Annotated in this window: 28 protein-coding genes and 1 pseudogene; 16 read left to right on the top strand and 13 right to left on the bottom strand. The window is 67.5% G+C overall.

Annotated elements, in window-relative coordinates; translation table 11 throughout:
- Positions 1-278: 278 nt before the first annotated feature.
- The gene (locus AB0P11_RS00450) at positions 279-1,004 is read right to left on the bottom strand and encodes a hypothetical protein (RefSeq protein WP_363518727.1); all 726 of its coding nucleotides are present in this window, start codon (positions 1,002-1,004) and stop codon (positions 279-281) included.
- A gap of 38 nt (positions 1,005-1,042) precedes the next feature.
- Here AB0P11_RS00450 and AB0P11_RS00445 point away from each other — a divergent pair, with 38 nt between their 5' ends.
- Positions 1,043-1,699: a hypothetical protein gene (locus AB0P11_RS00445; RefSeq protein ID WP_363518725.1), complete on the top strand. Its 657-nt coding sequence runs from the start codon at positions 1,043-1,045 to the stop codon at positions 1,697-1,699.
- Positions 1,700-2,264: 565 nt separating this feature from the next.
- Here AB0P11_RS00445 and AB0P11_RS00440 read toward each other — a convergent pair.
- On the bottom strand, positions 2,265-2,612 hold the full coding sequence (locus AB0P11_RS00440; protein ID WP_363518722.1) for a hypothetical protein: 348 nt from the start codon (positions 2,610-2,612) through the stop codon (positions 2,265-2,267).
- Positions 2,613-2,961: 349 nt separating this feature from the next.
- Between AB0P11_RS00440 and AB0P11_RS00435 the strand changes: the two are divergent.
- Positions 2,962-3,162: pseudogene (locus AB0P11_RS00435) on the top strand (endonuclease NucS domain-containing protein); the annotation flags it as partial.
- Positions 3,163-3,225: 63 nt separating this feature from the next.
- Positions 3,226-3,891 (top strand): HAD hydrolase-like protein, encoded by a 666-nt coding sequence (locus AB0P11_RS00430; protein ID WP_072590425.1) that lies wholly within the window; start codon positions 3,226-3,228, stop codon positions 3,889-3,891.
- Positions 3,892-4,007: 116 nt separating this feature from the next.
- Here AB0P11_RS00430 and AB0P11_RS00425 read toward each other — a convergent pair whose 3' ends face one another.
- Positions 4,008-4,214 carry a cold-shock protein gene (locus AB0P11_RS00425; RefSeq protein ID WP_042540947.1) on the bottom strand — a complete coding sequence of 69 codons (207 nt, stop codon included), beginning with the start codon at positions 4,212-4,214 and terminating at the stop codon, positions 4,008-4,010.
- A 542-nt stretch (positions 4,215-4,756) separates the two neighbouring features.
- On the opposite strand from AB0P11_RS00425, the gene AB0P11_RS00420 reads away from it, so the two are divergent.
- Entirely contained in the window at positions 4,757-5,575 is an 819-nt protein-coding gene (locus AB0P11_RS00420; protein ID WP_363518720.1) for a shikimate 5-dehydrogenase, read from the top strand.
- 30 nt (positions 5,576-5,605) lie between these two features.
- Here AB0P11_RS00420 and AB0P11_RS00415 read toward each other — a convergent pair whose 3' ends face one another.
- Complete coding sequence (locus AB0P11_RS00415; RefSeq protein ID WP_363518717.1) at positions 5,606-6,439, bottom strand: aldo/keto reductase; 834 nt, start codon at positions 6,437-6,439, stop codon at positions 5,606-5,608.
- A gap of 35 nt (positions 6,440-6,474) precedes the next feature.
- Positions 6,475-7,662: an MFS transporter gene (locus tag AB0P11_RS00410; RefSeq protein WP_187249132.1), complete on the bottom strand. Its 1,188-nt coding sequence runs from the start codon at positions 7,660-7,662 to the stop codon at positions 6,475-6,477.
- 114 nt (positions 7,663-7,776) lie between these two features.
- Between AB0P11_RS00410 and AB0P11_RS00405 the strand changes: the two genes are divergently transcribed.
- Complete coding sequence (locus tag AB0P11_RS00405) at positions 7,777-8,226, top strand: MarR family transcriptional regulator (protein ID WP_363518713.1); 450 nt, start codon at positions 7,777-7,779, stop codon at positions 8,224-8,226.
- Positions 8,227-8,241: 15 nt separating this feature from the next.
- On the opposite strand, the gene AB0P11_RS00400 is transcribed toward AB0P11_RS00405, so the two are convergent.
- The 4 genes from AB0P11_RS00400 to AB0P11_RS00385 all read right to left on the bottom strand — a co-directional run bounded on the left by AB0P11_RS00400 (position 8,242) and on the right by AB0P11_RS00385 (position 13,275).
- Positions 8,242-10,587 (bottom strand): FdhF/YdeP family oxidoreductase, encoded by a 2,346-nt coding sequence (locus AB0P11_RS00400; protein WP_363518711.1) that lies wholly within the window; start codon positions 10,585-10,587, stop codon positions 8,242-8,244.
- On the bottom strand, positions 10,577-11,461 hold the full coding sequence (gene fdhD, locus AB0P11_RS00395) for a formate dehydrogenase accessory sulfurtransferase FdhD (protein WP_363518708.1): 885 nt from the start codon (positions 11,459-11,461) through the stop codon (positions 10,577-10,579). The genes AB0P11_RS00400 and fdhD overlap by 11 nt, the downstream gene beginning before the upstream one ends.
- 66 nt (positions 11,462-11,527) lie before the next feature.
- Positions 11,528-12,208 (bottom strand): ABC transporter ATP-binding protein, encoded by a 681-nt coding sequence (locus AB0P11_RS00390; RefSeq protein WP_187249133.1) that lies wholly within the window; start codon positions 12,206-12,208, stop codon positions 11,528-11,530.
- The gene (locus tag AB0P11_RS00385; RefSeq protein ID WP_363518706.1) at positions 12,205-13,275 is read right to left on the bottom strand and encodes an ABC transporter permease; all 1,071 of its coding nucleotides are present in this window, start codon (positions 13,273-13,275) and stop codon (positions 12,205-12,207) included. Before AB0P11_RS00385 ends, AB0P11_RS00390 begins: the two co-directional genes overlap by 4 nt.
- Positions 13,276-13,438: 163 nt before the next feature.
- Here AB0P11_RS00385 and AB0P11_RS00380 point away from each other — a divergent pair, with 163 nt between their 5' ends.
- Both AB0P11_RS00380 and AB0P11_RS00375 read left to right on the top strand, forming a co-directional pair.
- Positions 13,439-14,623: a sensor histidine kinase gene (locus AB0P11_RS00380; protein WP_363518703.1), complete on the top strand. Its 1,185-nt coding sequence runs from the start codon at positions 13,439-13,441 to the stop codon at positions 14,621-14,623.
- Entirely contained in the window at positions 14,620-15,246 is a 627-nt protein-coding gene (locus AB0P11_RS00375; protein ID WP_363518700.1) for a response regulator transcription factor, read from the top strand. The genes AB0P11_RS00380 and AB0P11_RS00375 overlap by 4 nt, the downstream gene beginning before the upstream one ends.
- 55 nt (positions 15,247-15,301) lie before the next feature.
- Here the strand turns inward: AB0P11_RS00375 and AB0P11_RS00370 are convergent, their stop codons facing one another.
- Positions 15,302-16,273 (bottom strand): LacI family DNA-binding transcriptional regulator, encoded by a 972-nt coding sequence (locus tag AB0P11_RS00370; protein ID WP_053098288.1) that lies wholly within the window; start codon positions 16,271-16,273, stop codon positions 15,302-15,304.
- A 152-nt stretch (positions 16,274-16,425) separates the two neighbouring features.
- Between AB0P11_RS00370 and AB0P11_RS00365 the strand changes: the two genes are divergently transcribed.
- From AB0P11_RS00365 to AB0P11_RS00335, 7 genes are all read left to right on the top strand, one after another.
- Positions 16,426-17,958, top strand: a complete 1,533-nt coding sequence (locus AB0P11_RS00365) for a mannitol dehydrogenase family protein (protein ID WP_363518697.1) — start codon at positions 16,426-16,428, stop codon at positions 17,956-17,958.
- Positions 17,955-18,959 (top strand): L-idonate 5-dehydrogenase, encoded by a 1,005-nt coding sequence (locus tag AB0P11_RS00360; protein WP_363518694.1) that lies wholly within the window; start codon positions 17,955-17,957, stop codon positions 18,957-18,959. Before AB0P11_RS00365 ends, AB0P11_RS00360 begins: the two co-directional genes overlap by 4 nt.
- A 59-nt stretch (positions 18,960-19,018) precedes the next feature.
- Positions 19,019-20,410, top strand: coding sequence for an MFS transporter (locus tag AB0P11_RS00355; RefSeq protein ID WP_363518691.1), 1,392 nt, complete (start codon positions 19,019-19,021; stop codon positions 20,408-20,410).
- Positions 20,411-20,494: 84 nt separating this feature from the next.
- Complete coding sequence (gene manD / locus AB0P11_RS00350) at positions 20,495-21,721, top strand: D-mannonate dehydratase ManD (protein ID WP_053098284.1); 1,227 nt, start codon at positions 20,495-20,497, stop codon at positions 21,719-21,721.
- Entirely contained in the window at positions 21,711-22,364 is a 654-nt protein-coding gene (locus tag AB0P11_RS00345; RefSeq protein WP_053098283.1) for a bifunctional 4-hydroxy-2-oxoglutarate aldolase/2-dehydro-3-deoxy-phosphogluconate aldolase, read from the top strand. The genes manD and AB0P11_RS00345 overlap by 11 nt, the downstream gene beginning before the upstream one ends.
- A complete protein-coding gene (locus AB0P11_RS00340; protein ID WP_363518687.1) occupies positions 22,361-23,320 on the top strand; it encodes a sugar kinase in 960 nt (319 codons plus the stop codon). Before AB0P11_RS00345 ends, AB0P11_RS00340 begins: the two co-directional genes overlap by 4 nt.
- A gap of 40 nt (positions 23,321-23,360) precedes the next feature.
- Positions 23,361-24,122 carry a Pr6Pr family membrane protein gene (locus tag AB0P11_RS00335; protein ID WP_363518684.1) on the top strand — a complete coding sequence of 254 codons (762 nt, stop codon included), beginning with the start codon at positions 23,361-23,363 and terminating at the stop codon, positions 24,120-24,122.
- An 18-nt stretch (positions 24,123-24,140) separates the two neighbouring features.
- On the opposite strand, the gene arr is transcribed toward AB0P11_RS00335, so the two are convergent.
- The 3 genes from arr to AB0P11_RS00320 form a co-directional block, all read right to left on the bottom strand.
- A complete protein-coding gene (gene arr / locus AB0P11_RS00330) occupies positions 24,141-24,551 on the bottom strand; it encodes an NAD(+)--rifampin ADP-ribosyltransferase (protein ID WP_083569242.1) in 411 nt (136 codons plus the stop codon).
- Positions 24,552-24,679: 128 nt separating this feature from the next.
- On the bottom strand, positions 24,680-24,934 hold the full coding sequence (locus AB0P11_RS00325; protein WP_053098281.1) for a hypothetical protein: 255 nt from the start codon (positions 24,932-24,934) through the stop codon (positions 24,680-24,682).
- Positions 24,931-25,167, bottom strand: a complete 237-nt coding sequence (locus AB0P11_RS00320) for a hypothetical protein (RefSeq protein ID WP_053098280.1) — start codon at positions 25,165-25,167, stop codon at positions 24,931-24,933. The genes AB0P11_RS00325 and AB0P11_RS00320 overlap by 4 nt, the downstream gene beginning before the upstream one ends.
- Before the next feature lie 188 nt (positions 25,168-25,355).
- On the opposite strand from AB0P11_RS00320, the gene AB0P11_RS00315 reads away from it, so the two are divergent.
- The gene (locus tag AB0P11_RS00315) at positions 25,356-25,769 is read left to right on the top strand and encodes a hypothetical protein (RefSeq protein ID WP_056275740.1); all 414 of its coding nucleotides are present in this window, start codon (positions 25,356-25,358) and stop codon (positions 25,767-25,769) included.
- Positions 25,770-25,838: 69 nt separating this feature from the next.
- Positions 25,839-26,828, top strand: coding sequence for an aldo/keto reductase (locus AB0P11_RS00310; protein WP_056275737.1), 990 nt, complete (start codon positions 25,839-25,841; stop codon positions 26,826-26,828).
- The last annotated feature ends 4 nt before the right edge of the window (positions 26,829-26,832 follow it).

Genomic DNA, 26,832 nt, shown 5'->3' with positions numbered 1-26,832 from the left:
CGAGCGCAACGGCCCGGATAGGGTGCTCATACTCATCAGATGTTGACGAACGCAACTAGGAGGTGAGTCGTTTCCAAGAGAATCCAGCTGTTCCAGATGCCGCGTCACGGCTGCGGATCGCCCCTTTGACTCCCATGCCCGTCAGGTTGACTGGGTTGTCCGACTCATCCTTCCAACTCACCGCCTTGCTGAGGGTTATACCTTGCTCTGTCGGAAAGTCGTATCGTCCGGCCATATCTGACCTTGAATATGAACGGCTTCGGAGCGAATGTAAAGCTCTACTCTTCGGGGACCGCTTTAATGCTGTCGTTCTTCTGCCCGAGTACCCCGAGCATCTTCTTCGGGTCTCTCACTACGTCCTCACCAAGACGGTTAGATGCCACGTCCTTCGAGCCGATCACACGAGCGCGGGCGTGCATCTTCCCTTCTTCATCCGTGTACTGGACATACTGGAGCGGTCCGGAATCGAATGAGAAGGAATCTAGGTGCTTCGTACTCTCTGCGAGCTCGGCGACCGACTTGGCGTGAGTGCCAGTGTTGTCCGCTTGGAACTTGTCTACCGTGAAACCTTCGAGCCCTGAGAGTAGCTGCGTAGCCGCGACACGGACCTTCCGCTTCTCCGCGACCTTCACCGTCCACTGCTTGAACTTGACCCAGACGGAACCCCCCTCGACGGCGATGATCTCTGACTGGACGAAGCCGAGATCCTTCAGGACGGCCATGTACGCCTGAACCACCTTCATGACCACGACGGCATCGCTGGAGCCGATGTACATGCTCCCCTCGAGCTTCTTTAGCTTGAGAGGCTTGGTGGACGGATATAGCCCTCCTCTGCGCCCGACCCGCACGCCCAGGGCTTCCTTCTGAGGCACCGACAAGCTAACAAACTTCCCCTTCAACAGCACGAAGACCTCGCCGTCCGAAGGTTTCCCCATCTCCCGACCCGTGCCGGTGTCTCGGCCCACCTGCGTGCGCTGGAGCCGCACTCTGTTCTTCTCGGTCACAAGAGCACTGTATCGACACCGCCCGCTAAATTGAGGGCATGCCACCTACCCCCTCTCCTGAGCCCCAGTTGATCCAACTAGTGGGTGCCAGTGACGGCGCGCCCTGGTTTGGGGATGCAGTGGTAGCTGGCTCGTTCCTATTGCTCGGTGCGATCTTGGCCTTCGCGTTCAACCTGATCCAGGACAAACGCCGCGCGACACAGGAGCGCACCAACGCCCTTACCGAGGAGCTTCTAGAGTTCGCGGCCGAGCTCATCACGCTCGGAAGCAAGTTTGCTGGCTTGGGTCAGAAGAGTCTGGTTGCCCCGTTGGCTGACTTCCTTCCCGAACTTATCGAGGAGAACACCAAACTCCTTGCCCAGCATTCGATCCTTTTCACCCGCTTCCGTCTAGTGATGCCTCAGAGCATTCAGAAGACCGTGGTCGCTTACTCTGCCGCCTGCATCTCGCTGACGCTTCCTCCCTTTGACGAGAAAACCATGACCCCTCGTCTGAACAACTACATTCAGTCGGAGCAAGCTCTAGTAAACGACCTGCGCCGTCTTCGCGGGCTAACAGACCTCAAGACGTCGGGGGACCTGGACCCACACAGGAAGCGGACCGACTTCGCAGACCGGGCGACAGATCAGTTCATTAAAGCGATGACAGACAACGGGATCGAGATGGAAGATGGCCCGAAGAAGCCGCGCCAGTAGTAGCAGACGCCGCTAGGTGATCCCATGCCACCAACGCCGTCACCCGACCCATCGCTTATCTAGATGGTAGGCGGCGCTGAGAGTGCGCCATGGTGGGGCGTACCCGTGGTCGCCGGGGCATTCCTTATCATCGGCGCTGTTCTCGGCTTCTACTTCAACCGTCAACAGGAGAAGTGGAAGGCGAAGCGAGAGGACACCCGCAAGTGGGACGACAGGATCCTCGAGAAGAGTGCCGAGTACATCCAGACCGCTGACAGCTGGCCGCACTCGCCGAAACCCCTATGGCCGTGAGGACAGCAGCCAGCTCGCACGGCTTCGAAACGACCTGGATGACCTCTCCTCGTACCTTTCATTGATCACGCCCGACAAGCTTCGAGACCCACTGGCGTACGTGCTGAGCGCTTCGCTGGACGTCGAGTACAGCGGCGGCGAGGATTGGGACGGCCTAGACAATCTGAGGACGATGGTGATCGCATACGACAAGGCAGTACGTGAACACTTCGGTGTCGTGACAGCAAAAAGCGCCCCTCTCGGAGCGCTCAGTAGCTTCAGTAGTCCCGGTGGACTAGCTAGCGGCAGGCTTCTTCGTTGCGTCGACTAGCGACTTGGCTTCTGCCTTCGCCTTGTCGGTGATGTCCTTCCCGAGGTCCTTTGCGGCCTTCACGGTGTCTTCACCTTGAGATCTAGCAGCGTCGGCAGTTATCTTCGCTTCTTCGTTGGCGGTCGAAGTGATGGTGTTCGCATCCTCCTTCGCAGTGTTGATGATGGTTTCAGCTTCCACCTGTGCGGCGGCTACGATCTTGCTCGCTTCAGCCTGAGCGTCAGCGATGAGGATCTGGGCATCGCCTTCAGCGTCGTCTGATTGAGCCACATTCATGTCTAGCAACGCACCGGCTGCAATGAGAGTGTTCACGGTTTCGGCCTCAGCTTCGAACGCGTCGCCCTCACGTGGGTCTTGCCGTCGTGGTTATGTGTTGATCACTTTCGCTTTCATAGGTCTCCTTACGGCTCCAGGACCGCTACGTTGAATTGGTTTGCAGCTGTCACCGCAGCCGCGAGGGTGACTGTAAGAGTCGTTGCCGCGCACGGCCACGACCTCAAAGCCGTACCGTTCACATGCAGCCTTGCATGCTTCTATTTGGGTGTCTATTGATTCGGATCCGTCACGGGTCTTAGATTGCTTCGCATAAATCACACATCGCACTATTGAGTTCTCCATTAAATACCTTCCTATTGCAAAGCAATAGGCGTATTTAGAACACATCAACGGCGTCGAGCAGCTCACCCGCTATCTCGAGCTGCTGGGCCGCGACCCGCACCTCGCGCCGGTGCAGGGCGTCTTCGCCGCGCAGGAGATCAAGCCGCAGGCGCGGGTGCTCGCCGAGGACCGCGGCATCCGCTGCCTCGTGCTCGACTACGACGACATGAAGGGCATCGAGTCCGGCATCCCCCGCCTGTTCTGAGGCCATCTGCACAGATGTCCACCGCGGTCGGTCGCGTCGTGCACTGCCCATAGGCTGGAAGGTATGGCTTCTTCCCCCTATTCGTGCGTGCTCTGGGACGTCGACGGCACGATCGCCGACGCGTCGGTCGGCATCCTGCGCCGTCTGAACGTCGCCCTCACGCACTTCGGTCACCCTGCTCCCACGCGCGAACAGCTCGTGCACTGGATCGGGCCGCCCATGTTCGAGTCGTTTCAGGCGCAGGCGGCGATGACCCCCGAGCAGGCGACCGAGGCGGTCACCTTCTATCGGACACTCGGCAAGGCCGACGGATACACGACCGATGTCGCGACCTACCCGGGCGTGCCCGAGATCATCCGCGATCTGCACGCGGCAGGGGTGCCTCAGGCGACCGCCAGCTCGAAGCCCGAGATCCAGGTCGATGCGATCGTCGACTTCTTCGAACTGCGCCCGTACTTCCTCACGACGGTCGGTGCGACGCCCGACGAGGCGACGCTCGCGTCGAAGACCGACATCGTCGCCGAGGCGCTGCGCCGTCTGGCCGAGCGCGGTGCAGACATCTCACGCCCCGTGCTGGTCGGAGATCGCCATCACGACGTCGAGGGCGGCAACGCCAACGGAGTGCCGGTGATCTTCGTCGAGTGGGGCTTCAGCGACACGCACGAAGGCGATGAGGCCGCGTTCCGCGCCGCATCCGCCGACGAACTGCGCGCGCTGCTGCTCCACTGATCTCGGCCGACCGGAGGCCACCCGGCCGGGGTAATCCGGCCGGAAAGCACAGAACTCCCCGCCGGGGGTCGCAACGAGTGCAGACCTCCGGTCGGGGAGTTATATGACGTCCGCTCTCAGAGCGGACGGATGTTCTCAGCCTGCAGGCCCTTGGGGCCCTGCGCCACGTCGAACTCGACTCGCTGGTTCTCTTCAAGAGAGCGGTAGCCGGATGACTCGATGGCGGAGTAGTGCGCGAAAACGTCAGCGCCGCCGTCGTCGGGGGAGATGAAGCCGAAGCCCTTCTCCGAGTTGAACCACTTAACCGTGCCCTGGGTGCTCATGTACTGCCTGTTCTGCTGGAAAGAAGCCGACGCAGGATGCCCCGACGTGCTCCACGCTAGTGGAGCACGCGCTGAGCGGAAGTCCTGATGTCAGCCCGTAACCCAAATGTTGCATGAGCGGTCGTCCGCGGTCACATGACAGGGCAGATGGAGACCCTCAGAAAATGGTGTGGCCCTCACCGCGGGGGGAGCGATGAGGGCCGAAGACGACCGGAGGGTGCGTCAGATTCCAGCTTAACCCCTCGCGCCTGCTTTTGTCCCCCATTTGGGGGACAGATTAGAAATTTGTGCGATGGAGACAAACGACAGCGGCCCTCTCGAGCAGTCCGTTGGGGACAGAACTACTCGAGAGGGCCCAATCGCATGCACGGATCGCCTTTGCCTCTGGGGAAGGCAGCCCGTCTCTGGGGAAGACGGAGACGATCAATCCCCTGTGCATGCACCTTCACCCTAGGGGAGTCCGTTCGATCCCGCCAAGGGGGGTTGACGATCGTCGTCATCGGTGGCAATGACGGGACGGACTGCGCGAGTAGCCTGGTGCGGTGACCATGCTGAACAAGGACATGACCCTGTGCATCTCGCTGTCTGCACGCCCGAGCAACAACGGCACGCGATTCCACAACTTCCTCTACGAGGAGCTGGGCCTGAACTGGATCTACAAGGCCTTCGCCCCGACCGACCTCGGCCAGGCGATCGCCGGCGTGCGCGGTCTCGGCATCCGCGGGTGCGCGATCTCGATGCCGTTCAAGGAAGACGTCATCGCGCTCGTCGACCGCATGGACCCTTCGGCGACGGCTATCGACTCGGTGAACACGATCGTGAACGACGACGGGGTGCTCACCGCCTACAACACGGACTACAGCGCGATCGCCCAGCTGATCGAGCGCAACTCCCTCGACCCTGCATCATCGGTGCTGCTTCGGGGCTCAGGCGGGATGGCCAAGGCCACCGCCGCCGCCTTCCGTGACGCCGGGTTCAGCCGCGTCACGATCGCGGCCCGCAACGAAGCGCGCGGTCGAGGGCTGGCCGATCTCTACGGCTTCGCCTGGACGGCGGATGCGGATGCCGCCACCGCCGACATCATCGTGAACATCACGCCGATCGGCATGGCGGGAGGCGCGGACGAGCACGCGCTGTCGTTCACCGAGGAGCAGATCGCGGCGGCATCCGTCGTGTTCGACGTCGTCGCCCTGCCGGCGGAGACGCCTCTGATCTCCGCCGGGCGCGCGGCCGGGAAGGCCGTCATCACGGGCGCCGAGGTGGCGACCCTGCAGGCCCTCGAGCAGTTCGTGCTGTACACCGGCATCCGCCCCTCCACCGCGCAGGTGCAGGCGGCCGAGGAGTTCATGCGGGCGCAGTGACCACTGCGCCCGCAGTCCGCCCCGAGGACCTCAGCCGTTGAACGCGGCGGGGTGGGGGCCGGTGCGACCGTCGCGCTCGAGGCGATCGACCGCGGCCAGCTCGTCGTCGGTGAGCTCGAACCCGAACACGTCGAGGTTCTCGGCGATGCGAGCGGGGGTCACCGACTTGGGGATCACGATGCGCCCCTGCTGCAGGTGCCAACGCAGCACGATCTGGGCTGGCGTCCGCTCGTGCCGCTCGGCGATCTCGACGACCGAGCGATCGGAGAGCACGGCGCCCTGGGCGAGCGGGCTCCATGCTTCGGTGAGGATCCCCCGCTGAGCGTTAGCCTCGGCGACCGCTCGGTTCTGCAGCGCCGGGTGGAGCTCGACCTGGTTGACGGCGGGCACGACGCGACCCTCGGAGGCGATGCGCGCGAGGTGCTCGGGTTCGAAGTTCGAGACGCCGATGGCTCGTACGCGCCCGTCCGCGTAGAGGCTCTCGAGCGCACGCCAGGTCTCGGGGTACGTCGCCAGAGCGGGCGTCGGCCAGTGGATCAGGTACAGGTCGAGGTGATCGAGGCCGAGCCGTTCGAGGGACGCATCGTATGCGCGCAGGGCGGCGTCGTATCCGTGGTCGGAGATCCATGCCTTCGACGTCACGAACAGCTCGTCGCGAGGGATGCCCGACTCGGCGATCGCACGCCCGACGCCGGCCTCGTTGCCGTAGATCGCCGCGGTGTCGATGCTGCGGTACCCGGCGTCGAGGGCGGCAGCGACGGCGGCCGTGGTCTCGGCATCCGGCACCTGGAACACGCCGTATCCGAGCTGCGGCATCTCGATGCCGTTGTTCAGGGTGAGTGTGGGGACGATGGGAGCGTTCATGCTCGTGCTTCTTTCTCTCTCCGCGAATCGGGTGGTCACGCGGCGACGGTCTGCAGCGTGCCGGTGGGGGCGGGCGACGGCTTCCTGGCTGCGACCACGGCGATCACCATGACGACCAGGGCGGATGCGGTGATCGCGGCCCCGATCCAGATCGGCGAGGTGTAGCCGAGCCCTGCGGCGATGCCGAGGCCGCCCGCCCACGCGCCGAGGGCGTTGCCCACGTTGAAGGCGCCGATGTTGGCGCCGGAGGCGAGGGTCGGTGCACCGCCGGCGTAGTGCATGATGCGGCTCTGGAGCCCCGGAACCGTGCCGAATCCGAACGCGCCCATCAGAACGAGGATCGCGATGGTCACGGGCTGCGACCAGGCGAAGAAGCCGAACAGCACGAGCACGACGACCAGAGCCGCGATGAAGATCAGCAGCGTGCGGTCGATCGATCGGTCGGCCAGGCGTCCGCCGATCCAGTTGCCCGCGACGAGCCCGGCGCCGAAGAGCACGAGCAGCCACGGCACCGTGGTGTCTGCGAAGCCCGTGACCCCGGTGAGCGTGTAGGCGATGTAGGTGAAGGCGCCGAACATGCCGCCGAAGGCGAGCGCGGTGACGATGAGCGAGAGCCACACCTGTCCGGACCGGAAGGCCCGGAGCTCGCCGCGCAGACTCACCTGCTGGCCTGCCGTCTTCGGTGCCGTGACCAGCAGGGCGATGCCCGCGAAGGCGACGATGCCGATGGCGGAGATGACCCAGAACGTCGACCGCCAGCCGAACTGCTGTCCGAGGAAGGTTCCGAACGGAACACCGAACACGTTCGCCGCTGTGAGGCCGGTGAACATGATCGCGATCGCCCGCGCCTTCTTCTCGGGGGCGACGAGGTCGGCGGCGACGACGGATCCGATGCCGAAGAACGCTCCATGGCACAGCGCCGCGACGATGCGTCCGATCATGGCGGTCGTGTAGTCCGGGGCGAGGGCGGTGATCGCATTGCCGACGATGAACAGCACGACGAGGCCGAGCAGCACCGGTTTGCGGGGCAGACGGGTCGTTGCGGCGGTGAGGCCGAGTGCACCGACGACCACGCTGAGCGCGTAGCCCGAGATGAGCCAGCCGGCCGTGGCCTCGGTGACCCCGAAGTCCGCGGCGACGTCGGGGAGGAGCCCCATGATCACGAACTCGGTGAGTCCGATCCCGAAGGCGCCGATGGCGAGTGCGATGAGTCCGAGTGGCATGGGTGTGCTCCGTGGTCCTCTGCTAAAGTAGTTGCAGACGCGGGATATTGCGTCACGAGGGATAATCATTGCACACGCAACTATCCCGCGCAAGCAACTACTTCGGAGGTCACTGTGGGCATCTCAGACGACGCTGTCGAGATCCGGGCACGCGGCTGGCGAACGCTCGCCGCTCTGCACGGGATCATCGAGGCCGACCTCGAGAAGGCACTGGGCGCATCCGTCGGCCTGTCCGTCGTCGAGTACACGGTGCTCGACGCCCTCAGCAGACAGGACGGCTGGCACATGCGCATGCAGCAGCTCGCCCGCGCGACCGCGCTGAGCCCGAGCGCCACGACGCGTCTCGTGACACGGCTCGAAGACCGCGGGCTGCTCACGCGCATCCTCTGCGCCGACGACCGTCGAGGCATCTACACCGAACTCACCCCGGCCGGTCTGGCCCTGTATGAGCAGGCGCACCCGATCCACGACGAGACACTCGAACGGGCTCTCGGCGAGGCGGTCACGCAGCCCGAGCTGGCCCCCGTCGTGCACGCGCTTCAGTCAGTGACCGCCGAGGCCTGAGTCAGGCGAGCGCCCTCACGCGCTCGCGCGCGAGACCGTCACCTGGATGCTCTTCATCAGCGGCTGGTCGCTCTGGACGCTGAAGTCCTTGCGACCGATCAGCACGTTCATCTCCGGCATGTACCCGGCGGCGCTGCCGCGCGGCAGGTCGTACGGAACCGCGCGGAACGCCTTCAGCATCCGTGTCGACCCGTCTTTCGACGTCGACACGATGTCGACCAGATCGCCCTCGACGAGGCCGCGATCGCGCATGTCGTCCTCATGCAGGAAGACGAGCTCGCGCAGGTTCTTGACGCCTCGGTACCGGTCGTCGTTGGAGTAGATCGTGGTGTTCCACTGGTCGTGCGAGCGCACCGTCTGCAGCACGAGGGTGTCGGCGGACTCGGGGATGACGTTCGGCAGTGGAGCCAGGGAGAATTCGGCACGGCCCGACGGCGTCTCGAACACGCGGTCCCTGGCGGGCTGCGGAATGCGGAACCCGTGCCGGTCGCGGATCAGGTCGTTGAAGCCCTCGAACCCCGGCAGCACCTTCGCCATCACATCGCGGATGTTGTCGTAGTCGCCGACGTACCAATCCCAGGGCGTCGCCGTGTGCGGCAGGGTCGCCTTCGCGATGCCGGCGATGATCGCCGGCTCCGACCTCAGATAGGCGGATGCCGGCTGCTTGCGTCCCCTCGAGAGGTGCACCATGCTCATCGCATCCTCGACGGTGACGCCCTGCGGGCCCTGCGCCTGCTGGTCACGCTCGGTGCGGCCGAGACACGGCAGGATCAGGGCCTTCTCGCCATGCACGAGATGGCTGCGGTTCAGCTTCGTGCTCACCTGCACCGTCAGGCGGCACTTCTCGAGCCCCTGCGCGGTGAACGGGGTGTCGGGCGCAGCGAGCACGAAGTTGCCGCCCATGCCGACGAACACCTTCACGCGCCGGTCATGCATCGCCTCGATCGTGCGGACGGTGTCGAGCCCCGGATGCCGCGGCGGCTCGATGCGACAGACCTCCGCGAGGCGGTCGAGCCACGCCTCCGTCGGCCGGTGATCGATGCCGCACGTGCGGTTGCCCTGCACATTGCTGTGTCCGCGGATCGGCGACGGGCCCGCCCCCTTGCGGCCGATGTTGCCGCGCAGGAGCAGCAGATTGACGATCTCGCGCACCGTGTCGACGCCGTGCTCGTGCTGACTCACGCCGAGGCACCAGCTGATGATCGTACGCTCCGAGGCCAGATAGACCGCAGCGGCGGCGCGGATCTGCTCTTCCGTGAGGCCGGACTGAACGACGAGATCTGCCCAGCTCGTGGCGTCGACCAGTGCGCGGTACTCGTCGATGCCGTTCGTCAGAGTGCTGAGGAATTCGCTGTCCAGCACCGACGGGTCGGTGGCGGCGGCTTCGAAGACGACCTTCGACATGCCGCGGATCAGCGCCAGATCGCCCCCCGGGCGCACCTGCAGGTTCATGGTGCTCGTGTCCGTCGCCGCGAAGCGCGCCATGTCGACGAAGTCGTGCGGCACGATCGTCCGGGTCGCCCCGGCCTCGACGAGCGGGTTGACGTGCACGACCTGCGCGCCGCGCTTCACGGCATCCGAGAGCGCGGTGAGCATGCGGGGAGCATTGGATGCCGCGTTCACGCCCAGCACGAAGAGGGCGTCGCAGTCGTCCCAGTCGTGCATGTCGACAGTGCCCTTGCCGGTCGCGATCGACGCCTTGAGCGCGCGTCCGGAGGCCTCGTGGCACATGTTCGAGCAGTCGGGCAGGTTGTTGGTGCCGTACTCGCGCACCATCAGCTGATACAGGAAGGTCGCCTCGTTGCTCAGACGCCCCGAGGTGTAGAACGCGGCCTCGTCGGGACTGTCGAGCGCCTGCAGCTCGTCGCCGACGAGCGCGAAGGCGTCGTCCCACGAGATCGGCACGTAGTGATCGGTGGCGGCGTCGTAGACCATCGGCTCGGTGAGACGACCCTGGTCCTCCAGGTCGAAATCGGGCCACGTCGCGAGCTCGGTGACCGAATGCTCGGCGAAGAACCGGCGGTCGACGCGCTTGCGCGTCATCTCCCACGTGACGTGCTTGATGCCGTTCTCGCAGATGTCGAGCTTCAGATTGCCCGGGTCGTCCGGCCACGCGCATCCGGGGCAGTCGTAGCCCGACATGGGGTGGTTCATCTGCAGCATCGCGAGCGGTCCGGCGATGGGCTCTCGCTGATCCAGCACCACCCGCCCCACCGACACGGCGGCTCCCCACCCGGCGGCCGGATGCCGGTACGGCTTGCGCGACCACGGTCGATCGGTGCGAGGGCCGTATCCGCCCTGACGCGGCTCGGCGGGCATCAGCCCGAACGCGGTGCCGATGGGTCCCTGGCTATCGAGCATGGCGTGCCCCTTCTTCGGCGTGCGCAGACGGTGCGAGCCCGTCGAGGCGCACCCGATGCGCGTGCGAATAGATGTTCATCGAACGCCCTCGGACGAACCCGATGAGCGTCACCCCGGCCTCCTCGGCGAGCTCGGCGGCGAGAGACGAGGGGGCCGAGACGGCACTGAGCAGGGGGATGCCGGCCATCGCGGCCTTCTGCACCAGTTCGAAGCTCGCCCTGCCCGAGACCTGGAGGATCTGCCGACGCAGGGAAAGCCGGTCGTTCAGCAGCGCCCACCCCACCACCTTGTCGACGGCGTTGTGACGCCCGACGTCTTCGCGCAGCACGAGCAGCTCGCCCGAGTCGGCGTCGAACAGCGCGGCGGCGTGCAGACCACCGGTCTTGTCGAACGCCGCCTGCTCGGCGCGCAGCCGATCAGGGAACGACGCGATCTGCTCGGCCCCGACCTGGACATCGTCGACGGACACCGGATGCCGCGACACCGTGCGGACGGCGTCGATGCTGGCCTTGCCGCAGACCCCGCAGGAGCTGGTCATGTAGAAGCGCCGAGCGGCCTCGGGGTCGGGAAGCGCGACGCCGTGAGCGAGGCTGATGTCGAGCACGTTGTAGGTGTTCTCTTGTCCACCGGTGCCGGGGCCACCGCAGTGGATCGCCGAATGGAAGTCTTCGGCCTGGGCGATGATCCCCTCGGACACGAGGAACCCCGCCGCGAGCTCGACGTCATGCCCCGGAGTGCGCATCGTGACGGCGAGCGGTGAGCCTGCGACCCGGATCTCCAGGGGCTCCTCGACGGCGAGCGTGTCGGCACGCCGAGTGGCTCCCTCCCCGAGAGTGAGCTTCAGTATCGGTCTCCGCGTCGTGATCCGCCCCACACGAGCGAGCGTACTCCGCGGTAACAGGATCGCCTCATACCCATCTCACCCGGTCGCCGGGTCCGCCTACCGCGTGACGCGACCGTCCACGAGGTGCAGCACCCCGTGCATGCGCGGCAGGTGCACGAGGTCATGGGTGACGAGCAGCGTCGAGGTGTTGCGCTCATCGGTGAGTCGGAGGATGAGGTCGATGATCTTCGCTCCGCGCTCCTGGTCGAGAGCGCTGGTGGGCTCGTCGACCAGAAGCACGCTCGGATCGTTCATGAGCGCTCGCGCGATGTTGACTCGCTGACGCTGTCCGCCGGAGAGCTGGTGCGGCCTCTTGTGACCGTGCTCGGCGAGGCCGACCGCGGCGAGCAGCTCATCCGCACGGGATGCCGCGGCGGCGCGATCGCGGCGGCGGCTGCGCGGCGCACCGAGCTCGTTCATGACGCTCAGCTGCTCTCGGGCCGTCAGAGAGGGGATGAGGTTGGGCTGCTGGAAGACGATCCCGATCCGGTCCCGCCGCAGACGCGTCGCCTCGGCCGGACTGAGCGCCGTGACGTCGTTCCCGTCGATGAGGATCTCGCCGGAGTCCGGACGCAGGAGGGTGCCGGCGACGGCGAGCAGACTGGACTTTCCCGAGCCGCTGGGCCCTGTGATGCCGGTGACGGTTCCGGGGTGAGCCGTGAGTGAGACACCGTCCACGGCGGTCACCCGCGAGTCACCGTCGGGGAAGGTCAGAGTGATGTCGTTCAGGCGGATCATCGGTTGCTCCCGAGGGCGGTGAGAGGGTCGGCGGAGGTGACGGAGCGCAGGGCGAAGGCGGCGCCTGCGAGGCCGAGGGCGATCATGATGCCGCCCGGAAGGATGGTCGTGACAGGACTCAGCAGGAACGGGAGGGCGGTGCCCGCGAGCAGGCCGAGCGCGGTGACCAGGCTCAGCCCGATGCCGATGCCCGCCAGCAGGACGATCAGCGCCTGCCCCAACGCGTCTCGGATCAGGGAGCGCGTGCTCGCGCCGAGCGCTTTGAGGACGGCGACATCGCCCTTGCGCTGCATCGTCCAGACGGTGAAGAACGCCCCGATGACGAGTCCCGAGATGCCGAACAGCATGCCGACCATGAGCAGGAGCGATCCGATCTCGGAGCGGAAGGCGCTGAGTGCCGTCAGCGATCCGAGCGTCGTCTCGGAGATCGTGTCGTTCGCCGCATCCGCGGCATCCCAGTCGGGGGCTCCCGTGACAGCGAGGACCGTGGCGTAGGCGTCAGGGTTTCCGGTGGATGCCGAGTACGCCTGCCAATCCTGCAGGGTCATCTGCACGACCGGGGTGTGGCTGTACCAGCCGTCTCCCTCGATCGACTCGACGTCGTAGGAGACGCCCGCGATCTCGATCTGCTCACCGACCTTCGCGGCGAGCGCGTCCGCCGCGGGCACCGACAGGCGCAGCCGTCCGTTCTCGGAGGGGGCGGCAGCGTCGAAGCCGGGCTCGACACCGAACACCGCGATCGCGGCCCGGGTGTCGTCCGTCTCGGCGCGGGTCTGACTGATGCCGAGGGGGCGCGCGTCGGTCACCCCTGCCGTCTGCGCCCAGTCGTTCGCCTGCTGCTCGGTGATGGCGGAGTCCGCGAAACTGGCCGCACCGTCGCCGCCCGAGGGTGCGGAGAACACGATGCGGTCTGCGGGGAGCGCGAGCACGCCCGAGACGTTCTGGATGGCGAGGCCCCCCGTCAGTCCGCTGAGGAACCCGACGAGCAGGGTGATGAGGGCGACGACGGAGCCGATGAGGATGAATCGCCCCTTGGCGAAGCGGAGATCGCGTAACGCGACGAACATTGTGGTGCCTTTCCTGTCTCCGATGCGGTGACCATTCCACTTTCGCCGTCGGCCCATTCGACGTCATCAGCCGCTCGACGAGCCTTTCGCGCCCGGAGTGAGGACGCCTCGATCGTCCTTTCGGACGATGCCGCGGTGCGCTCGTCGGCGTAGAGTTCGAGCCATGGCGCATACCGCTCTGACCCCGGTGTTCGTGGGTCTGCGGACCGGTCTCCACGTCCTCTTCTTCGCCCTGACGGGGGTCGTCATCGCGCGGGCCGTGCTCGACCCGTCGGAGTCGAGCGCGTCCGCGATCGTCCTGGCGCTGATCGTCGGCGCGACGTATGCGTCGGGTGCGCTGCTCGCTCGTCTCTCCCGCGGACGACGGCTGACGTCACTGATCTGGCTCGCCCTGCTCTCGGCGGAGTGGTTGGGCCTGCTGTGGGTGAGCGCCGACGCCGCCTACCTCGTGTTCCCCCTGTTCTTCCTGTTCCTGCACCTTCTGGGGCGCTGGGCGGGATCGGCGGCGATACTGGCCGCGACGATCGTCGCCGTCTGCGCCCTCGGCATCCACAGCGGGTGGAGCGTCGGCGGCGTGGTCGGCCCGTTCGTCGGCGCCGGCGTCGCCCTCCTGATCGGCCTCGGCTACCAGGCCCTCGCGAGAGAGGCCCAGCAGCGTGAGGCGCTGGTCAGCGAACTGCTGGCGACCCGCGGACAGCTCGCCGCGCGCGAACACGAGTCGGGGGTCCTCGCGGAGCGCGCGCGGCTCGCCCGCGAGATCCACGACACACTCGCGCAGGGACTCTCCAGCATCCAGATGCTGCTGCACGCCGCGGAACGCGCCGATGACACCCGACCGGGCATCGAGCACATCCGGCTCGCGCGCGAGACGGCCGCCGCGAACCTCGTCGAGGCTCGGCGATTCATCCGTGAGCTGACCCCACCCCAGCTCGACGACCAGACCCTCGGCGGGGCGCTGCGCCGACTGGCGCGAACGCAGTGGGCGACGCAGGGACTCGACGTCCAGGTGCGGGTGTCCGACGCTGTCGTGCTGCCCATGCACCTGCAGACGGCGCTGCTGCGCATCACGCAGGGAGCCATCGCCAACGTCGTCCAGCACGCTCACGCGACGACGGCGACGGTCACCATCGGCATCGAGAACGACCACCTGCGCTTTACGGTCGAAGATGACGGAGACGGATTCGACGCCGAGCTCCCTGCGCCGGGGACCGCTGAGAAGTCCGACTCGTTCGGTCTGCGCGCCACCGCCGAGCGAGTGGAGCAGCTCGGGGGAAGCCTCGTGATCGACGCGGCATCCGGGCGGGGAACGACGCTCACCGTCGACCTCCCCCTCACGGAGTTCGCATGATCCGCCTCGTGATCGCCGACGACCACCCCATCGTCCGAGCCGGTCTCCATGCCCTGTTCAGCCTGGAACCGGATCTCGAGGTGGTCGCGGAGGCGGCAACGCCTGATGAAGCGGTCGCCTGCGCGGAGCGCGAGAATCCCGACGTGGTGTTGATGGACCTCCAGTTCGGGTCTCAGACAACCACCACCGGGGTGGATGCGACGCGACGCATCCGGGCGCTCGAAGCGCCGCCCTACGTGCTCGTGCTCACGAACTACGACTCGGATGCCGACATCCTCGGCGCCGTCGAGGCCGGTGCGAGCGGCTACCTGCTGAAGGACGCCCCGCCGCACGAGCTGACCGCCGCCGTACGCGCGGCGGCCGCCGGAGAGAGCGCACTCGCGCCGGTGATCGCCTCGCGATTGCTCGACCGGATGCGTGCACCCCGAGTCAGCCTCAGCAGCCGCGAGATCGAGGTCCTCGAGCTCGTCGCCGCAGGGCGTTCGAACAGCGAGGTGGCAGAACAGCTCTTCGTCAGCGAGACGACCGTGAAATCGCATCTCGCGCACATCTTCTCGAAGCTCGACGTCAGCTCACGCACCGCGGCCGTCTCGGAGGCGCGCCGGAAGGGGATCCTCCGCTGACACGGGCCGCACTCCGCGGTACTCACCTGTCGGACACGGTGCGACGGTGGGCGACTCAGCGGGAGTCGTCAAGCGGCGGAGCGGTCGACGCGCGCACGATCAGCTGCGACCCGAGGGTCACGACGTCGTCGATCGCGGTGCCGTTCATCGCCTGAAGGAGCAGGTCGACGGCGAGCGCGCCACTGCGTTCGATCGGCATCCGCACCGTCGTGAGCGCCGGGGTGACCGCACCCGCGAGGTCGATGTCATCGATGCCGACGATGCTGATGTCGGCGGGGCACCGCTTGCCCAGCTCGAGCAATCCGGCCTCGAGTCCCAGGGCGACGAGGTCGTTGTAGGCGATGACGGCCGTGGCGCCGCTCGCCGCCGCCGGTGCGGCTGCGGCCCGTCCGCCCTGAATGGACGCGGCATGGTGGCTGAGCCCGGTGAGACGGATGCCGTGGCGCTCGCACGCTCGCGCGACGGTGTCGGCGCGGCGCACATCGGCCCATGATCCGCGCGGACCGGCGGCGTAGGCGATGTGCGTGTGCCCGAGGGCGGCGAGGTGCTCGATCGCCTGGGCAGGTCCGTGCTCGGTGTCCATGAGCACGCACGGTGCGCCGTCGATCTGCCGGTTGACCACCACGTAGGGGGTGTCTCCGACGAGGTCGAGCACGTCGGCGTCGGGCAGACGTGGTGAGCACAGCAGCATGCCGTCGAGCTTTCGGGCCTGCTCGATCTGCTCGCGTTCGCGGCGCAGGTCCTCGTCGGCGTCGAAGAGCACGATGCGGTGGCGTCCGTGCCATGCCTGCCCCTGGATCGCCTTGAGCAGAGTGGCGTAGACGGGGTTCGCGACGTCGGGCACGACGACCCCGAAGGTGCGCGTGGCGGTGGCCGACTGCGACGCCGCGTAACCGAGCTCCCCCGCCGCTTCGAGCACGCGGCCGAGGGTGTTCGGGGCGAGGCGATCGGGCTCCCCGAAAGCACGCGATGCGGTCGCGATGGACACGCCTGCGCGTCGTGCCACATCCGTCAGCGTCGCTGCCATGTCGTTCTCCCGCCCTCGCAGGCAATCCTACGATCCTCCACCTCGATGTAAAACTGCTTGACAAGTTTGTACAAACACTGCACACTGATTTGCATGACGATCAACGCCGATCACCCTCAGCGGTGCGCGGCCCCGAGCGAAGGAGCCACCGCGTGAGCATCCCAGCACCGGCCCTGCGCCGCACGACCTCTGCCACCGCATCCCCGCTGGTCGCCCCGACGGCCCCCGGCATCCTGCACCTCGGCCTCGGCAGCTTCCACCGGGCACACCAGGCCGTCTACACGGCAGCCGCGCTGCAGTCCGCGGGCGGCGACTGGGGCATCGTCGGTGTCGCCTCGCGTTCGCGCACCATCGTCGACGCGATGCACGCTCAGGACATGCTCTACACGGTCGCGACCATCGCCCCGGGCACCACGTCACTCACCATCCCCGGTGTGCACGCCGACGCCTTCGTCGGCGCCGAGCAGCCCGAGCGCGTCGTCGCACAGATCGCCGACCCCGGCATCCGCATCGTGACCCTCACCGTCACCGAGAACGGCTACAGCTACTCCCCCGCCACGCAGCATCTCGACCTCGACGACGACACCGTGCGCTCCGACCTCCGGGGCGGCGCCGCCCGCTCGACCATCGGCCAGCTCGCCCGTGGCCTGCAGGCCCGTGCCGCAGCCGGTGGAGCGCCGATCTCGATCCTCAGCTGCGACAACCTCTCGGCCAACGGCGCCCACACCGAGAAACTCGTCCGGGAGTTCCTGCTCGAGCTGCCCGGATCCGAAGGCGCCGACACCCTCGCCTTCCTCGACCGCGCCGTGTCGTTCCCCTCGAGCATGGTCGATCGCATCGTGCCCGCGACCACCTCCGAGCTGCGCACCCGCGTCGACACCCTGCTCGGCGCCCGCGACGACATCCCGGTGCCTGCCGAGCCGTTCACGATGTGGGCGATCGAAGACCGCTTCGCCGGCGGACGCCCCGCCTGGGAGGCCGGCGGTGCCGTGTTCACCGACGAGGTCGGACGCTACGAGCAGATGAAGGTGCGACTGCTCAACGGCACGCACTCGCTGATCGCCTACCTCGGCGCGCTCAGCGGAGTGGGGACGATCCCCGAGGCCATCGGGCTCGACGACATCGAGAGCGCGGCGCGCGCCGTGCTGCGTGACGAGTACGAGCCCTCGATCGAGGTTCCGTCCGGCGTCGACATTCGCGCCTACGAGAGCGAGCTGTTCGAGCGCTGGGCCAACAGCGCCCTGGGTCACCGCACCAGCCAGGTCGGTACGGACGGCTCCGTGAAGCTGCGCCAGCGCATCCCGGAGCCCGCCCTGCGGGCGCTGCGGCTCGGCGAGATGCCCCACCTGATCGCCCTCACGGTCGCCGGATACCTGTCGTGCATCGCCCCGCTTCCCGGATTCGACCCCGGCCTGCACGCCGCCGCGATGACCGACGGCGCCCGAGAGCGTCTCGCCGGCTATGCGGCGAGCGCCCGCACGGGTCGCGAGCTCGCACAGCGCGTGATCGGCGAGCTGCACCTGTTCGGTGATGGACTCGGATCACAGGATGCGTTCATCGCGCGCGTCGGCGAGCTCGTCGACACGATCCAGCGGCGCGGCGTCGACGCCGCGATCGCCGATGCCGTCTCGGCATCCCAGACCACCACACCATCGCTCACCCGCGCAGAGGAGTTGCAGCCATGAAGGCTCTCGCCATCCACGGCAAGGAAGACATCCGCTGGGAGGACCGCGAGGTCCCGACCCCCGGCGACGGCGAGGTCCGCCTCCGCGTGAACTTCGTCGGCATCTGCGGCTCCGACCTGCACTACTACTTCCACGGAGCGAACGGCGAGTACACGATCCGCGAGCCACTCACCCCCGGCCATGAGCTGTCGGGTGTCGTCGACCTCGACCCGTCCGGCCGCCTGGAACCCGGCACCCCCGTCACCGTGCACCCCGCGCGCTACGGCGCCGAGGCCCCCGGGCTCGAAGGCCACCCGCATCTGCGTCCCGGCGGCGACTACTTCGGCAGCGCCGCCGCGAACCCCCACCGCCAGGGCGGGGCATCCGAGCTGCTGATCGTCGAAGACCACATGCTGCGCGTGCTCCCCGCATCCCTTCCGCTCGAGCGCGCAGCCCTCGCCGAGCCGCTGGCCGTGGCGATCCACGCCGTGAGCCTCGCCGGAGACATCACCGGCAAGCGGGTGCTGGTGATCGGCGCGGGACCCATCGGACTCCTCGTCGTCGCTGCGGCACTCCACGCGGGCGCCGCGGTGGTCGGCGCGAGCGACGTGCGTGAAGAGCCTCTCGACCGCGCGACGTCTCTCGGCGCGACCGAGGTATCGCTCGTCGGTCGCGACACCATCGAGAACGAGTCCTACGACATCGTGTTCGAATGCTCCGGCGTCGGAGTGGCCCTCACCCAGGCGGTGCGCGCGGCCCGCCGCGTCGGCACCATCGTGCAGGTCGGAATGCTGCCGAACGCCGACATCGGAGTGAACCTCGCGCCGATGCTCGCCAAGGAGCTCACCATCCGCGGCGCCTTCCGCTTCTCGACCGAGATCGACGACGCGGTCGCGCTGCTGGCCGATTCCGACGCCCTCGACTCCGTCATCTCGCACGTCCTCCCGGCATCCGACGCCGTCCAGGCCTTCGAACTCGCTCGCGACTCGTCCGCCTCGGCGAAGGTCCTGCTGGCCCTCTAGCAACACCCTCCGCGCTCCCCGCGCACCCCACCCGATCCTGGTCCGAAGGAGTACCTCCCATGTCCGAACCGCAGACGACCGCCACGGTCGCCGATCCTGCCGCGAAGAGGTCGGTGCGCGACCTCGTGCGCGCCGCCATCTCCGGATGGCTCGGCACGGCCCTCGAGTTCATGGACTACCAGCTCTACTCGCTGGCAGCCGCCCTGGTCTTCGCCGATCTGTTCTTCTCGTCCGAGAACCCCGCCGTGGCCGTGGTCGCCGCGATGGCCACCTACGGCGTCGGCTACGTCGCCCGCCCGGTCGGCGCATTCTTCTTCGCCCGCCTCGGCGACAGGACCGGTCGCACGAAGGTCCTCTTCTACACGATCCTCCTGATGGGTCTCGCGACCACCCTCATCGGATTCCTTCCGACCTACTCGCAGGTGGGCGTCCTCGCCCCGATCCTCCTCGTGCTGCTCCGCATCGCGCAGGGCTTCGGAGCCGGAGCCGAGATCTCGGGTGCGGGCGTCATGCTCGCCGAGTACGCCCCCGCCAAGCGCCGAGGCATCATCGCCTCGCTCGTCGCACTGGGCACGAACTGCGGAACCCTGCTCGCCTCGGGCATCTGGGCGATCCTGCTCGTCGCGTACAGCGAAGACGAGGTCATCGCCTGGGCGTGGCGCATCCCGTTCATCGCCAGCGCCGTCATCATGCTCTTCGCGATCTGGGTGCGCTTCAACCTCAAGGAGACCCCGGTCTTCGAAGAGCGCGACGACGTCGTCGACGGCAAGGCGCTCTCGCGTGAAGAGGTCGTGAAGCTCGCCACCGAGACCAACGACATCCGCACGCTCGAGGCGATGAACCGCAAGCCCTGGAAGGCGTTCTCGATCGCGCTCCTGCTGCGCTTCGGCCAGGCCGGCAACTCGGGCATGATCCAGACCTACCTGATCAGCTACATCACCGTCGTGCTGCTGCTCGACCGCTCGATCGGCGTCAACGCCGTGATCGTCTCGTCGCTCGTCGCCTTCATCACGGTGCCCCTGTCGGGCTGGCTCGGCGACCGCTTCGGCCGCAAGCGCATGTACATGGTGTGGGCGATCATCGCGCTCATCATCATCGTCCCGACCATGCTCATGATCAGCAGCAAGGACACCGCGCAGGTGTTCGTCGGCTACGTGGTGCTGCACAACCTCGCGGTGATGAGCTTCGCGTCGCTCGAGAACCTCACGCTCCCCGAGCTCTTCGGATCCCGCAACCGCTACACGTTCACGGCCATGGCACGCGAGATCGCCGCCATCGTCGCGACCGGTGCGGGCCCCGTCATCGCCGCCGCGTGGGTGTCGGCCGTCACCGGCTCGTTCATCCCGATCATCATCATGCTGTTCATCTTCACGCTGTGCGCGCTCATCGCCTCGATCTGGATGCCGGAGGTCGCCGGCCGCGACCTCACGGACCCGCGCGACGCGATCTGATCGGACCGCTCTTCACGACCAGGGGTGCGGGCGCCCGAACGCCCGCACCCCACACCTCATTCCGCACCTCCAGGAGAGAACGACATGACCATCGAGATCGTCGACGTCAACATCACCAGCCCCGGACGCAACTTCGTCACGCTCAAGATCACGACCTCCGACGGCATCGTCGGCCTGGGCGACGCCACTCTGAACGGCCGCGAGCTCGCCGTCGCCTCGTACCTGTCCGACCACGTCGCCTCGATGCTGATCGGTCGCGATGAGGACAGGATCGAAGACACCTGGCAGTACCTCTACCGCGGCCCGTACTGGCGTCGCGGACCCGTCACCATGGCGGCCATCGCCGCGGTCGACATGGCGCTGTGGGACATCAAGGCGAAGAAGGCCGGGATGCCGTTGTACCAGCTTCTCGGCGGCGCCAGCCGCGAGGGCGTCCGCGTCTACGCGCACGCCTCGGGCACCGACTACGCCGCCCTGAAGAACGCGATCACCGGATACGAGGAGCTCGGGTTCACCGCCGTCCGCGTGCAGACCGGTGTTCCCGGCCTCGGGCAGATCTACGGCGTCTCTGCCGCGGGCCCCGGCGTGCGCTACGACTACGAGCCCGCCAAGCGCTCGGGCGACCGCCCCAGCGAAGAGACCTGGGACACCCGCAACTACCTCAACCACATGCCCGGGATCTTCTCGCAGATCCGGGAGGACTTCGGCACCGACCTCCGCATCCTGCACGACGGACACCACCGCATGTCGCCGATCGAGGCCGCGCGCTTCGCGAAGGACATCGAGCCCTACGACCTGTTCTGGCTCGAGGACTGCACCCCCGGCGAAGATCAGACCGCCCTGCGGCTCGTGCGTCAGCACTCGACCACGCCGCTCGCGATCGGCGAGGTCTTCAACTCGGTCTTCGACTATCAGACCCTCATCACCGAGCGCCTGATCGACTACGTGCGCTCGGCGGTGACCCACACCGGTGGCATCACGGCCATGAAGAAGCTGCTCGACTTCGCCGCGATCTACGGCATCAAGTCCGGCATCCACGGGCCGACCGACATCTCGCCGGTCGGCATGGCCGCGGCGCTGCATCTCGACCTGGCGATCCACAACTTCGGCATCCAGGAGTACATGCCGCACAACGAGCAGACGCTCGAGGTGTTCCAGACCTCGTTCACGTTCGACAAGGGCTTCCTGCACCCCGGCGACCAGCCCGGTCTCGGTGTGGACCTCGACGAGGATGCCGCGGCGGGCCACGAGTACACCAAGGCGTACCTGCCGGTGAACCGTCTGCTCGACGGGACCGTCCATGACTGGTGAGGTGCGACGGGTCGCCCTCCCCCCGCGCACGGTCGACTCGCGCCTGATCGTCGTCGCCCGCGCGAAGCGGGCGGAGGACTACGACGCCGTGCTCGACGTGCTCGTCGATGCCGGCATCCGCAGCGTCGAGCTGACGCTGACCACACCGGGCACGTTCGAGCACTTCCCGCACCTGCTCGCGCGGTTCGGCGACACGATCGACCTCGGCATCGGCACCGTCACGAACGCCGTGGACCTGGCACGGGCGATCGAGGTGGGGGCGGCCTACATCGTGACCCCGATCACCTCGCGCGACTTCGTCACACAGGCGACGGATGCCGGTGTGCCGATCGTCCCGGGCGGACTCACGCCGACCGAGCTGTTCGCCTCGTGGTCTGCCGGGGCATCCGCGGTGAAGGTGTTCCCCGCGGGGCAGGTCGGACCCGCGTACCTGAAGGATCTGCGCGGCCCCTTCCCCGACCTCGTCGCCGTGCCCTCGGGGGGAGTCGATCTTGCCGGGGCCGAGGCGTGGCTGCGTGCCGGTGCGGTGGCGGTGAGCGTCGGCGGGCCGCTGCTCGGCGACGCGTTCGCCGGCGGTGACCTGCATGCACTTCGGGAGCGCGCCGCGTCATTCGTCGACGTCTGCGCGCGGAGCGCCGAGTGACCACCTCGTCGCCGTCCGTCGTCACGCTCGGAGAGACGATGGCGCTCGTGCGCACGACCGAGATCGGCTCGCTGCGTCATGCGAACTCGATGGCGTTCGGCATCGGCGGTGCTGAGAGCAACGTCGCGATCGGACTCGCGCGACTCGGAGTCACGACCTCGTGGCTGGGCCGCGTCGGCGACGACTCTCTCGGCGAGCGCATCGTCCGAGAGATCCGCGGTGATGGCGTCGACGTGCGCGCGATCGTCGACCCGGATGCCGCGACCGGCCTCATGGTGAAGGAGCGCCCGTCTGCGGCATCCACCGCGGTGCACTATTACCGTGCGGGGTCAGCCGGATCACGGCTGCGACCGGAGGACCTGCCCGACGGGTGGGTCGAGGACGCGTCGCTGCTGCACATCACCGGGATCACTCCGCTGCTGTCCGAGACGGCCCGGGCGGCCGTCCACTCAGCCATCGATCGTGCCCGGGCAGCCGAAACGATCGTGAGCTTCGACATCAACTACCGGTCGGCGCTGGCGTCGCCCGATGTCGCCGGGTCCGTGCTGCGCGAACTCGCGGAACGTGCCGACATCGTCTTCGGCGGCGACGAGGAGTTCGCCATCCTGTATCCCGGCACCTCGGCAGCGGATGCCGCGGAACGCCTGCGGGAGGCCGGATGCGCGACGACAGTGCTCAAGCAGGGACCTGACGGCGCCTCGGTCCTCACCGCCGGATCGGTGGTCGACTCGCCGGGGTTCACGATCGAGCCGGTCGACACGGTCGGTGCGGGCGATGCGTTCGTGGCCGGGTATCTGAGCGCCCTGCTCGACCGCCAGGCGGTCGATGCGGTCCTGCTCCGGGCGAATGCCTGCGGCGCCATGGCCTGCCTCGTTCCCGGCGACTGGGAGGCGGCACCGACTCTGCGCGACCTCGAGCGCTTCCTCGACGCCGGCTCCGACCCGGTGCGCCGCTGAATCGGCGTTGACGCCGCCTCAAGACGCGTAGCCTCGAAGGATGTCCAAAGCCGTCGCCTCCCTGTCCACGGCTTCCGCCCTCCCGGAGTCCGGGCCCCGTCGGACCCCGCTGTTCTCCCGCGCCGCGGTGAACTTCCGACCGGCCGCACTCGTCTACCGGGTCGTGGCGCTCGCCATCATCCTCACCGGTGTCATCCGGCACTCCGACATCCTGACCGGTCAGCCGGCGTGGACGACCCTGCTGTTCTACACGATGGTCAGCAACCTCCTGTGTCTCGCGTGGGTGGTGCTCCTCCTCGTCCGCACGGTCGGCGATCTGCGTCAGCGCGGACGGTTCGGCACATCGACGCCCAGCGCACGCGGCAGTGGAGCGGTGATGTTCGCGATCACCGTGACCATGCTGATCTACCTGATCGTGCTCGTTCCCTCGAGGTTCGCCGACGGCGACGCCGAGATCTTCTCACTCACCGACAACCTGATCCACATCATCACGCCCGTGCTCGTGATCGTCGACTGGCTGGTCTTCGTGCCGAAGGGATCGTTCCGGTGGATCGATCCTCTGCTGTGGACACTGCTCCCCTACGTGTATCTGACCTGGGCTTTCGTCTACGGCGCGCTCGGCGGCGAGTTCACACCAGGACAGGCGTATCCCTACCCGTTCATGGATGTCGACGTGCTCGGGGTCGCGGGCGTCGCTCAGTGGATCATCGCCCTCACGGTCGCTCTCGTCGCGGTCGGCTTCGTCTTCGTCATCATCGACCGCGTCCTCGGATCGCTCGCCCGGCGGTTCGTCCGACACTGAGACGCCCCGCGCCGGCGCTCAGTTGATGATCTCCGCGCGGTCGTCGGCGTGCAGCGCCGCGAGCCGTTCGCGCCATGCGGCGAGCGCCTCGGCCGAGAGGCGGGTCCAGTCGAGCACCTCGCGGACGACCCTCAGCGGCTCCGCGCTGCGATAGGAACGGGTCGGATTGCCGGGGAACTTCTTGTCGGTCACATTCGGGTCGTTCTCGAAGTCCCCGGTCGGCTCGACCTCGTAGACCCGCGGCTCGCGATCACCCGGCGCGAGTTCGGCGGCGAGTCCCGCACCGTCGGCCACGGCGGTGAAGTAGATGTGGTTCATCACGATCTCGGGCCGGTAGTTCGACGGATATCCGGCGGTCAGCAGGTCGCCCGGTCGCAGGTCTGCCTTGGTGCCGTGGAAGAAGGGGCCGTCATCCAGTGCGTCGCTCACCCGCAGCATCCTATGACTGCGCGCACACGCAGGGAAGGAGATCTCGCAGCACGAAGGACGGATGCCGACGGCTCACCCTTCGTCGAGAGAGATCTCCTTCGCTGCGGTCGTCGCACAGAGGGCGACGGTCAGTCGCCCGAGCGTCGCGTTCCGATACCCGGTTCGTCGTTGTGGATGGACTCGTCCTGCACGGACGATTCGGACGACGGGTCGACGCGCACCGCACCGGAACCGCCCGAGTCGGCTCCCGCGTTTCCGGCGGGAGTCTCTCCGACCTGGTCCGGGTCGTCCGCGTTGCGGTCTTCGATCAGCGCGGCGATCCCCTCCTCGGAGGGTTCTGCACCGCCGAGATCCTGACCGGACTCCTCGCCTCGGCCGCTCACTCGGTGCCGTCCCGCAGGTCGGTGGGCGCGTCTCCGCTGTGCTGCAGACCTTCGTCCTCCGGAGCCAGGTCTCCCTGTCCGTCGTCGCCCAGCTCGGCGTCGACCGGGTCGTCGCCCTGGGTCTCGGGCTGGTCGGTATCGGTGGGGAAGGTGCCGTCCGAGAAGTCGTCGACTCGGGGGATGCCGGGCATGTCCGGCGGGAAGCTGTTCGCGAAAGCGTCGATGTTCGACATGATGCCCTCCAGGGTTGGTGTCCGAGCTCTCATGATGCGTCCGATCCGCGGCGAGCGCAGGGCGGTTGACAGCCCGGCGGAGGGCGAGGATCATTCCCGCCCCGATCCCGACGGGTGACGTCACAGGCCGAGCCGCTTCGGCGGGCTGCTCGATTGTGTCGACACCCGGTCGCCCCTATGGTGTGGTCATGAACCGCTCGCGCCTCCGTCCACTGGTGAGCGCGGCTCTCGCGCTCGGGGCGGTCGCGCTTCTGGCCGGCTGCGTCAACGCTCCGACGGTCGACCTTCTCGCCAGCGGCGAATCCGCCCGCCTGCCTGAGTCGGTCACGTCCGACCAGATCGCGACGGTGGTCCCCGACACGGCGCGCCTGCTCGGCGAGGACTCCGAAGGGCACACTTTCTACGCCGTCGAGGCGAGTGATGAGAGCGGGCTCGGAAGGGTCTGCCTGGTGATCGACGGCGTTGAGAACGGGCCGGTCATGGGATGCGGGGCGATGCCGATCGAGGTCGAGACCGCCGGCGTGCGCGCCCGACTCAGCGTCGAGGTCGTCCCCGAAGACAGCGGCGAGAAGATCGGCGACTACCTCCGCGTCTTCCTGTGACCGACGACCCCGCACCGCGCGTGACCGTGAGAGCATCGATCGCAGACCACGACTCGAGGGAGATCTCGGATGCTCGACACAGCAGACAGCGTCAGGCTCGGCCGTTCCGGAGTGAAGATCTCGAAGGTGGTGCTCGGATGCATGAGCTTCGGCGCACCGGACCGCGGCGCACACGGATGGTCGCTCGATGAGCAGGCGAGCCGCCCGCTGATCGCGCAGGCTCTCGAGGCAGGAATCACGACGTTCGACACCGCCGACGTGTACTCCGACGGCACGAGCGAGGAATTCGTCGGCCGTGCACTCAAGGACTTCGCGCGCCGCGACGAGATCGTGCTCGCGACGAAGGTGCACGGGCGCATGGGCCCGGGCGCGAATCAGGCCGGACTCAGCCGCGGGCACATCCTGTCGGGCATCGACGCGAGCTTGACGCGCCTCGGCACCGAGTATGTCGATCTTTACCAGATCCACCGGTGGGACCCCGAGACGCCGATCGAAGAGACCATGGAGGCGCTGCACGACGTCGTCCGCTCGGGCAAGGCTCGCTACATCGGCGCATCATCGATGTGGGCGTGGCAGTTCGCCAAGGCCCAGGGTGTCGCTGCGCAGAACGGCTGGACGCGCTTCGTCTCGATGCAGGATCAGTACAACCTGCTGCAGCGCGAGGAGGAGCGGGAGATGCATCCGTTCTGCCTCGACTCGGGCGTCGGCGTGCTGCCCTGGTCGCCGCTGGCGCGTGGCAGGCTGACGCGGGAGTGGGATGAGACGACCACACGCACGGCGACCGATGCCTTCGGCGCGACGCTCTACCACCGCGAAGAGGAGTCGAATCGGGCGATCGTGGATGCGGTGGCTCGCGTCGCCGAGGGACGCGGCGTCTCCCGGGCGCAGATCGCCCTCGCGTGGGTCGCGCAGCAGTCGGCGGTGACCGCCCCGATCGTCGGCGCGACCAAAGCCGCTCACATCGACGATGCCGTCGCAGCCGTCAGCATCCGACTCGAGGCCGCCGAGCTCGCCGAGCTGGAGGGTGCCTACACGCCACGGGATCCCGAGGGCTTCTGACCGC

The organism is Microbacterium sp. NPDC079176, assembly GCF_040686675.1.
In the GTDB taxonomy this organism is placed as follows: Bacteria; Actinomycetota; Actinomycetes; order Actinomycetales; family Microbacteriaceae; genus Microbacterium.
This window is presented reverse-complemented; position numbering and strand designations above follow the sequence as displayed.